Genomic DNA, 2,107 nt, shown 5'->3' with positions numbered 1-2,107 from the left:
CTTCCAGGGTGCGCCGCACCAAATCCATCCCGGACAGCCCCGCCAGGTGCTCGGGCGGACCGGCCGGCGGGTCGTCGTCGTTCTCGGTCATAGCTGGACCGCCGAGGCGCGCCCGGTTTCGGAGTCCGCCGCGCTGATCGGCACCTGTTTGGCGTCCCAATCCGCCGGAATGTCCTCGGCGACCGCCGCGGTGACCAAGACCTGCTCGGCGGTCGCGGCGACATGGGCCAAGGCGCGGCGGCGGGCGGTGTCCAACTCGGCGAAGACGTCGTCGAGCAGCAACACCGGTTCGGCGCCTTCGGTGCGCAGCAGTTCGTAGGCCGCCAACCGCAACGATAACGCCATCGACCACGATTCCCCGTGGCTGGCAAACCCTTTCGCGGGCGCGTCGCCGAGCCGCAATTCCAAGTCGTCGCGGTGCGGGCCGACCAGGCAGACCCCCCGGTCCAGTTCGGCTTGACGGCGCCGGGCCAGCCCGGTCAACAGTGTGTCCTGCAGCACGGCGACGTCCTCGGCCGGCTCACCCGGGGGCATTTCCACGCTAGGCCGGTAGGCGATCGCGGCGGGCCGCGAGGTCGGGGCCAACAACTGGTAGGCCTTTTCCACCTCCGGCGCCAACAGGTTGACCAAGTCCAGCCGGGCCGCCATCAGCTCCGCGCCGTGGGCGGCCAGTTGCCCGTCCCACACCTCGAGGGTGTCCAACACGCTGCGCTCGCCGCGGTGCAACGCGCCGGAGGCCGACTTGAGCAGCGCGGTGCGCTGCCGCAGGGCCCGGTCGTAGTCGGCGCGCACCCCGGCGATCCGCGGCCGCCGGATCGTGGCCAACTCATCGAGGTAGCGGCGCCGCTCACCCGGGTCGCCCCGCACCAACGCCAGATCTTCGGGCGCGAACAGCACCGCCCGCAGCACGCCGAGCACCTCGCGCGGGCTGCGCACCGGGCTGCGGTTGAGCCGGGCCTTGTTGGCGCGCCCGGCCGCGATCTCCAGATCCACGGCCAGCTCCCGGCCCTCGTTGACCACGATGGTCGATACCACCGCGCGGGCCGCCCCCGCCCTGATCAGCGGCGCATCGGTGGCGACCCGGTGTGAGTTGAGCGTCGACGAATACCACAACGCCTCAAGCAGGTTCGTTTTGCCGTAGCCGTTGGGCCCGACGAACACGGTGCGACCCGGCTCAAGCTCGATGTCGGCGGACGGCCACGATCGAAAATCGGTCAACCCCAGGTGGCGGATGTACAACCTAAATCCTCGACTCCGGCGGCAGCGCCTCGGTGTTAACCCGGCAACCGAACCGGCATCAACAGATACACGTAATCCGACGGCTGCGCGTCGAACGGTCCGGCGCCCTCGGGCCGTGGGTCATCCTCGCGCACCGGCCGCAGCACGGCCGGCTTCTTCGGCGTGGTGAACCCGAAACACACCTTCTCGGAGTGCAGCGACCCCAGCCCGTCGGTCAGATACGTCGGGTTGAACGCGATCGTCAACGGCTCACCCGCGAAGTCGACGGCCAGGTCCTCCTCGGCCCGGCCGACATCATCGGCGCCGGCGGACAGCCGCAGGCTGCCATCACCCAATTCCATCCGGACCTGGGCGCCCCGGTCGGCGACCAGCGCCACCCGCTTGATCGCTTCGGTCAACTCGGCGACATCCATGGTCGCCACCGCGGTGTGCTCGGCCGGCAGCAGCTGACGGAACTTGGGGAACTCCGCGTCCAGCAGCCGGGTGGTGCTGCGTTTGCCGTTGCTGCTGATCCCCAACAGGCCTTCGCTGCCCACCGAGGACCCGGTTCCCAGCGATAAGTGCACCTCGGAGCCGTCGACCCCGGCCTTCGCGGCTTCGGCCAGCGTCTTGGCCGGCACCAGGACCGCAGCCTCGATGTCGGCACCCGCCGACCAGGTCAGCTCGCGGACCGCAAGCCGGAATCGGTCGGTGGCCGCCAGCACCACGGTCTCACCGGAAATCTCCACCCGGATCCCGGTCAGCATCGGCAGCGTGTCGTCGCGACCGGCCGCGACCGCGACCTGACCGATCGCCTCGGCAAAGACGTCGGCCGCCACCACGCCGGTCTCCTCGGGCAGCGCCGGCAGCGCCGGATAGTCCTCGACCG

Annotated in this window: 2 protein-coding genes; both read right to left on the bottom strand. The window is 70.4% G+C overall.

Annotation, left to right across the window (positions count from 1 at the left end; genetic code table 11):
* Positions 1-87: 87 nt before the first annotated feature.
* A complete protein-coding gene (gene recF / locus BKN37_RS24515) occupies positions 88-1,239 on the bottom strand; it encodes a DNA replication/repair protein RecF (protein ID WP_071029558.1) in 1,152 nt (383 codons plus the stop codon).
* 35 nt (positions 1,240-1,274) lie between these two features.
* Positions 1,275-2,107 (bottom strand): DNA polymerase III subunit beta (gene dnaN / locus BKN37_RS24510; RefSeq protein ID WP_071029556.1); only part of this gene is annotated, 833 nt, incomplete at its 5' end.

Source organism: Mycobacterium talmoniae (assembly GCF_001854525.1).
GTDB lineage: Bacteria > Actinomycetota > Actinomycetes > Mycobacteriales > Mycobacteriaceae > Mycobacterium > Mycobacterium talmoniae.
The sequence above is the reverse complement of the archived record's forward strand: the minus strand, read 5'-3'. Positions and strand labels throughout refer to the sequence as shown.